This is a genomic window from Bradyrhizobium altum (genome assembly GCF_020889705.1).
GTDB lineage: Bacteria > Pseudomonadota > Alphaproteobacteria > Rhizobiales > Xanthobacteraceae > Bradyrhizobium > Bradyrhizobium altum.
On the sequence record NZ_JACMYP010000363.1, the window covers coordinates 1 to 7,053 of the forward strand.

5 protein-coding genes are annotated in these 7,053 nt (G+C 65.2%); 3 read left to right on the top strand and 2 right to left on the bottom strand.

Annotated elements, in window-relative coordinates:
* Together H8B02_RS43490 and H8B02_RS43495 are read left to right on the top strand one after the other, a co-directional pair.
* The coding region (locus H8B02_RS43490; protein WP_229171937.1) for a TonB-dependent receptor at nt 1–1,991 on the top strand (1,991 nt) is incomplete at its 5' end.
* Nucleotides 1,992–2,102: 111 nt separating this feature from the next.
* Nucleotides 2,103–2,276 (top strand): hypothetical protein, encoded by a 174-nt coding sequence (locus tag H8B02_RS43495; protein ID WP_229171938.1) that lies wholly within the window; start codon nt 2,103–2,105, stop codon nt 2,274–2,276.
* A 126-nt stretch (nt 2,277–2,402) separates the two neighbouring features.
* On the opposite strand, the gene H8B02_RS43500 is transcribed toward H8B02_RS43495, so the two are convergent.
* Nucleotides 2,403–3,692, bottom strand: a complete 1,290-nt coding sequence (locus H8B02_RS43500; protein WP_229171939.1) for an ATP-grasp domain-containing protein — start codon at nt 3,690–3,692, stop codon at nt 2,403–2,405.
* A 224-nt stretch (nt 3,693–3,916) separates the two neighbouring features.
* Here H8B02_RS43500 and H8B02_RS43505 point away from each other — a divergent pair, with 224 nt between their 5' ends.
* Nucleotides 3,917–5,149, top strand: coding sequence for an MFS transporter (locus H8B02_RS43505; RefSeq protein WP_229171940.1), 1,233 nt, complete (start codon nt 3,917–3,919; stop codon nt 5,147–5,149).
* 33 nt (nt 5,150–5,182) lie between these two features.
* Here the strand turns inward: H8B02_RS43505 and H8B02_RS43510 are convergent, their stop codons facing one another.
* The gene (locus tag H8B02_RS43510; RefSeq protein ID WP_229171941.1) at nt 5,183–6,751 is read right to left on the bottom strand and encodes a CYTH and CHAD domain-containing protein; all 1,569 of its coding nucleotides are present in this window, start codon (nt 6,749–6,751) and stop codon (nt 5,183–5,185) included.
* Between the last annotated feature and the right edge of the window lie 302 nt (nt 6,752–7,053).

The following is a 7,053-nucleotide window of genomic DNA, read 5'->3' on the forward strand; positions in this document are numbered from 1 at the left end:
CCGGAACGGGCGGCACAGGTGGCGGCGGCCGCCCGTTCGCCGGCATCGTCGGCTCGTCCTCGACCGTGATCACGGCCGACGACATCGCGCATTCGCCGGTGCAGTCGCTGCCCGAGATTCTCGCGCAGGTGCCGGGCGTGCAGCTGCAATCGCTTTATGGCGGCCCGAACGGCGCCAAGACCGCGGTCGACCTGCGCGGCTTCGGCGCATTCGCCTCCGACAACACCCTGTTCCTGCTCAACGGCCGCCGCCTCAACGATGTCGACAAGGCCGGCTTCGATCTCACCACGATCCCGCTCGATTCGATCGCGCGCATCGAGATCACGCGCGGCAACAGCGGCGCGGTGCTCTACGGCGACAACGCGGTGGGCGGCGTGGTCAACATCATCACCAAGACCGGCGCCGGCGGTCCGCCGGCCACGATCCGGGCCGAAGGCGGTTTCGGCTCGTTCAACACCCGCATGGCCGCGGTGTCCGCGGCGCTCAATTCGGGCCCGTGGTCGACCTCGTTCTACGGCAACGGCATCAAGTCCGACGGCTACCGCGTCAACAATGCGCTCGACCAGCACAACGCCGTCGGCAACGTCAACTACACGACATCGGATCTCACCGCCTTCCTCACCGTCACGGGCAGCGACCAGAAGCTCGGCCTGCCCGGCGGACGGCTGGTCGATCCGTCGATCGGCGTCAACGAGCTGCTCACCGATCGCCGCGGCGCGGCGACGCCGTTCGACTGTGCCAATCAGCAGACCGCCAGCGTCACTGCCGGCTTCACCAAGACGCTGATGAATGGCGTCGACCTCATCGTCGATGGCGGCTGGCGCCAGCGCGAGACGCAAAGCGGCTTCTTCGGCACCGTGCCGACCATCAGCTTCGCCTCGACCTATAATGACGCCGCGCTACAAACCTGGTCGATCACGCCGCGCCTCAGCATCGAGAACGCCGTGCTGGGAATGCCGTCTACGATCCTGACCGGCATCGACTATTACGATTCGATGTTCCGTGAGGCGCGCGGCGCCTATCAGGGCGTCGATCCCTACCACATCTACAATATCGAGCAGCAGACCGTGGCCGGGTACTGGCAGCACACGATCGGCGTGCTGCCGACCACCGACTTCTCGTACGGCGCGCGCGTCCAGAATACCAGCGTCTCGGCACGCGATCGCTACGATCCGAATGCACCGTTTGCCTTCGACACGCAGGCGGCGCCGCTCGACAGCAACGAGACGCAATACGCACTGCATGTCGGCGCCGAGCATCGCTTCACCGACACCTTCTCGGTGTTCGGCCGGGCCGCGCGCGCATTCCGCACGCCCGACGTCGACGAGCGTGTCGCATCGGGCCCGTCATTCGACCCGCTGACCTTCGCCCCGATCCCGCAGAACTTCCAGCTCAAGACCCAGACGTCGCAGGACGTCGAGGGCGGCTTCCGCGTCAAGACCAATCGCTTTCAGGTTCAAACCAGCGTCTATCTGATGGATCTCGAGAACGAGATCCATTTCAACCCGGTGCTGTTCTACAACGTCAACCTCGACCCCACCCGCCGCTACGGCTCAGAGACCAGCGCCTCGCTCAAGGTCAGCGACAGCGTCACCCTGCGCGGCGGCATGGCGTTCACCCGCGCCGTGTTCCGCGAAGGCATGTGGGCCGGCAACGACGTGCCGCTGGTGTCGCGCTACACCGGCAATCTCGGCGTGACCTGGAATATCTGGCAGAACTATCTGGTGTTCGACGCCACGGTACGGGCCTGGAGCTCGCGCATCATGGACAACGACCAGGCCAACACCCAGAGCCGGATTCCCGGCAACGCCACCGCCGATCTGAAGCTCAGCGGGCAGGTTGACCGCTTCTTCTGGTCGCTCAGCGTGAACAATCTGTTCAACGCGCTGTACTATGACTACGCCATTGCGAGCTCGTTCACGGCCGGCCGCTTCTCGGCCTATCCGCTGCCGGGCCGCACCTACATGGTCAAGGCGGGCGCGACGTTTTGAGCTATCCGGCGCGGCGGGTGTGACCCGGCCGCGCCCATCTCCTTACGTTACAAGCACGGGGGAACTGGGGTAGAATTCCGGCAGATGATTTGACCCGCGCAGGGGAAACGCATGGCCAAGGCCGGAAAGAAGAGCAAGGGCAGCGGCAAGATCGACGACAAGTCCGACGACAAGTCGAAAAAGCCTCCGCCGCCCGCGGCGCCACAGGACGACGATTATTACGAGGACGGCGACATCGCCACGCCGAAGGTCGATCGCTACGGCAATGATGACGAGCCGTTGTAGGGGTTGACCGAAATCCATCCCCCGTCGTCCCGGGCAAGCGAAGCGCGACCCGGGACCCATAACCACGAATGCCAATTGTCTGACAATGCTGGGGCCACAGCCTTCTTCCACAATCCAATCCTGTGGTTATAGGTCCCGGCTTTCGCCGGGACGACGTGTTGAGAGATCGTGCAAAAAACTTTCGCCCTCGATCTTCCTGATACTGTCGCGATCGAGCAGATGCGCACCAAAGCCGCCGCGCGCCAGCGATGAGGCGATCGGCGGCGATGCCAGCAGCAGCACTGTCGTCATCGCCAGCGGCACGGCACTGAGCCAATCGAGCCGCACCGGCGTCAACTCTTCGCTGCTTCCCCGATAGAGACCCTCGCCCGCGGCGATGCGGCCGCATTCCCTGATCAGGTCGCGCCGGGTGCCGTCGCGCGATGCGCTGCCGAGCAGCGCCTGCATGGCGAGATGCGTCCGCACCCCGGCACGGCTCTCAGGCAGTGGCACCGGCGTCTCGCCGAGCGAGACGCGCAGCAGGAGGTCGACCAGATCGGTGCCGGACCGGTACGCGTTGAAAGGCTCGACCAGCCGCGGGTTGCAGTCGATCAACAGCGGCGTTGCGCTGTCGAGCGGCATGATGACGTCGACCGAGAGTGCGCCGTGCCAGCCGAGATGCGCGCCGATGGTCTCGAGCGCGGCGCGGATCGCCGGGCGGCTCACGCTCTCCTTGATCGCTTCGCCGCCGCCGACGCCGGCCGCGATCTGCCGGTAGGCGTGAAAGCCGACCAGCCTGCCGCGGCAGAACACCGACTGGGCCTTCTCGACCGTGCCGGTGATGAGATCCTGCGCCAGCACCTCGCCGACAAAATCGCCGGCGGATTCGAGATCATAGAGCGCGCGATTGAGATCACCGGCATCGCGCACGAACCAGACGCCGCGGCTGGCAGTGCCGACCGATGTCTTGACCACGGATGGAAACCGCACCGCCTCGCGCAATCCGTCGGCCGAGCGAACGATCCGGGTCGGCGGCTGCGGCAGGCCGAGCCGGTCGAGCAGCCGGCTGAAGCCGGCCTTGCTGTGCAAGGCGCGATAGCTGTCGAAATCCGGCAGCGCGAGGCCGGCACGTGATGTCAGCCGCGCCGCGGCACGGGCGAACAGGAAGCCCTGCTCGTGGGTCGGCAGCAGCACATCGAAATGCCACGACGCCAACAGGCGCTCGACGAAGCCGAGGAAGCCGACCGGATCTGACCGCAGCGGCGGACAATGGTGGTATTTGCGGACAAAGCGGGAATAACGCGCCAGGCACCAGCGCGAGGGATCGCAGATCTCGACGTGATGGCCGGCCAGCCCCAGGATCGTGATCGCCTCGCGGCCGGAGGTGCTGGAGCCCTCTGACACAAGCACCCGGAGCGGCTTTTTGGCGTCGATCATGGCCGATCATCACCGCAGGACCACACTTTGTCGCCGCCTTTAATGCCGCATGTGTCGATCCGGCACGCCCGCACCGGGGGCAGCCATGCGCCCGCGTTCATGGACAATTAGCGGCCAGCCTTTATTTTCTACCGGCCCTGCCGGGCATTTTTTTGACGCGTTTTCTGCACGCGAACCGGTACCCACTTCGCTCGAAAACGCTTTGGAATTGGGGTTTCACTGACATGGTCGACATTCTGGCCGCACAGCAGCAAGCGAAAGCCGACAGCGCGCTACGCACGCTGACGGGGATTTCGGTCGCCCATTGGGTCAGCCATTTCCATATCTTCGTGCTGCCGATGCTGTTCCCGTTCCTGAAGCAGCAGCTCGGCGTCGGCTATGTCGAACTCGGGTTCGCGCTGACGGTGTTTGCGGTGGTGTCGGGCTTGACCCAGGCGCCGATCGGCTACCTCGCCGACCATATCGGCGCGCGCAAGATCCTGCAGATCGGGCTGACCATCGGCGGCTGCGCGCTGATCGGGCTCGGCCTGCATCTGAGCTATACTTCGCTGATCGTCTGTGCCGTGGTGCTTGGCCTCGCCAACAGCGTCTACCACCCGGCTGACTACGCGATCCTCTCGGCCCATATGGATGAGGCGCGGATGGGCCGCGCCTTCTCGATCCACACCTTTGCCGGCTTCCTCGGCGGCGCGGTGGCGCCTGCAATCATGGCAGCGCTGGTCGCCTCGATCGGCGGCCCCGGCGCGCTGATCGTGGCCGGCGCGGTCGGCCCGCTGGTGGCGCTGTTCCTGATCGTGCTCGGCATTCCCGATGCCGGCGCCAACAAGAACAAGCCGAAGGACGATGCGACGCCGAAGGCGAGCGTGATCACGCCGGCGCTGATGGTGCTGACGGCGTTCTTCACGCTGCTCAGCCTCTCGACCTCGGGCATCAACAATTTCGGCGTGGTCGCGCTGATGGGCGGCTACGGTGCGTCCTTCTCGACCGCCAACATCGCGTTGACCGCGACGCTCGGCGCCAGCGCGGCCGGCGTGCTTGCCGGCGGCTATCTCGCCGACTGGACCCATCGCCACAGCCAAGTCGCCGCAGGCTGCTTCGCGGTCAATGCCGTGCTGGTCGTGCTGGTCGCACTGGTGAACCTGCCGCCCGTGGCGCTCACGCTTGCGATGGGGCTTGCCGGATTCCTTGGCGGCGTGATCGCGCCGTCCCGCGACATGATGGTGCGCAATGCCGCCCCGCCCGGCGCCGCGGGCCGCGCCTTCGGCATCGTCTCCACCGGCTTCAACTTCGGCGGCATCGTCAGCCCGCTGCTGTTCGGCTGGATCATGGATCAGCAGATGCCGCACTGGGTGTTCGGCGCCTCCGCGGTCTTCATGGTGCTGACGGTGCTGCTTGCGCTGGTCACCGAGCGCAAGCCGCAGGCCTCCGCACTTGCGATCCAGGCGCAGCCCCGTTAGGGCGCCCGCGCGGATCGCCTTCCGCCGCAGGACTCACCGGCCCCAGAATGCGGGCGTCGTCTTGAACCGCCGCCAACTCTTGCGCAGCGTTTTCGCCACCGCGATCTGATCGCGGGCCAGCCAGCCGGCCATCGCGCCGATGCCGAGATGAAGCGCAGGCTGGTCGTCCTGCCGGATGGCATGGAGCAACACGCGCGTGCTTCCGATGTCGCACACCCGCCCCAGACTGGTCTGCAGCCCGGCGAGCCGCTTCACGTAGCGCTTCGCCGGCGCGTGGGACGCATAGAGCGGCAGGAAGAACTCCGCGGCATAGCGCAACTTCTTGAGGTTGATTCTGAGATTGTGCTGCGCGTGGATATCGAGCCGCCGAAAGCGCGCACCACGCTTCAATGTCTTGCGATGCAATCGTTCCAGAATTTGATCGGCGAGCACCGGCATTGGCTGCGACAGGACAGCCAGCGCTTCGCTGTCGATTTCGTTGCGCCAGCCGCGGCGTTCCACCAAATGCCCCAGCGAGAGCAGGAAACGGCTGCATCGGGGGTCAGCCAGGACGCTTTGCAAGGTCCCGTAGCTCGACTTCCGTTGCTGTTGGACCGCCTGGCGGAGGCCATCCAGGTCGATATCCGGAACCGCGCTGACCAGGCGCTTGATCGTCGTCTCGGCGAACACGTCCCAATCCCGGGCCTTGCCGAGTTGCCGCATCAGCCATTTTGCTTCGCTGTTGATCGCCAGGAATGCCGGCGATGGAATGTCGCGCCGGAACAGCGCGCAGATCGTCCGCAAGCGTCGCAAGGCCACGCGCATCTGGTGCACGCCTTCGGGATCCGATCCCTGCTCGGCCACCGCGTGATTTCTCAAAAGATGGTGCCAGCAGGAGCCCACCAGCAGCGCGATGACGTCGTCGACCGCAAGCTCCGCGGTGATGCCTGGCAACTCGGCCTTCGCTGCCGACGGCGCGACATCGAACGCGAGCGCGTAGCCGCGTTCCGCCTTGCTGCGCGTGCCGATCTGCAGCGGTGCTGCATCGAGCAACTGGGTTCCGAGATCGAACAGCACGCCGGCATTGCCGCTCTTCAGTTCAAGCTCGATTTCCGACAGGACTTCCTGGCGCGCGTCGGCCTCGATCGTCCCCTCGTCGAATGCGATCTCAACCGACGCATCGGGCAGATCGAGCTGCCGCGCGTGGCGGCGCACTTTTGTCGCGAACACCGGCACCAGCGCAACGTTGCTCAGCGCCGCCACGGGATCGCCGATCTCGTCGGCGGGGAACCGCGCCAGATCAGGGGCGATGCCTTCAACCGCCGCCTCCCATTGGCGCCGCATCAGAGGCTGCGCGCCATTGGGTGAAAGCTTCAGCGTCTGGATAAAGGTCTTGCCGCTGCGTCGCACGCGCAGCGACATGCCATGCTGAAACAGCAGCCGCTCCGACGTGTCGTAATAGACCGTTTCCAGCCGGTGAAATGCACCGCGATTGCGCGCGTGCTGCACGATGCAGGCTGCCTCGCGCAGTTTTTCGAGGCTTCCTTGCGGCGCAAGCAGCTTGAGTTCGATTTCCGCCTGATCGCCATGCCTGACGGCAATGGGAGTCCCCGCATCGGTCACGACCGGCCGCCGTCCATTCAATGATATCGCCCCCCGCATGGTCTATGAAGGTTTCATGACAATGACAAGGCATATCGCGCCATTGCAGCCTGCATTGGCCGCGAATTGTATCTAAAACCGCGCCTTTAAGTTGGATTTGGCCGCATCGCCATCCAAGCGCGAGAAGCGCGCTGCGCGGGCGCGAAGCGTTATGCGCAGCAGGAATTCATTCCGATCGCCGCGACAGCACCTTCTTCAAGAGCGGCTCGATCCGCGACAGCTCATCGAGATGAACCGCAGACAGTTCGGCAAGATGATCGGCC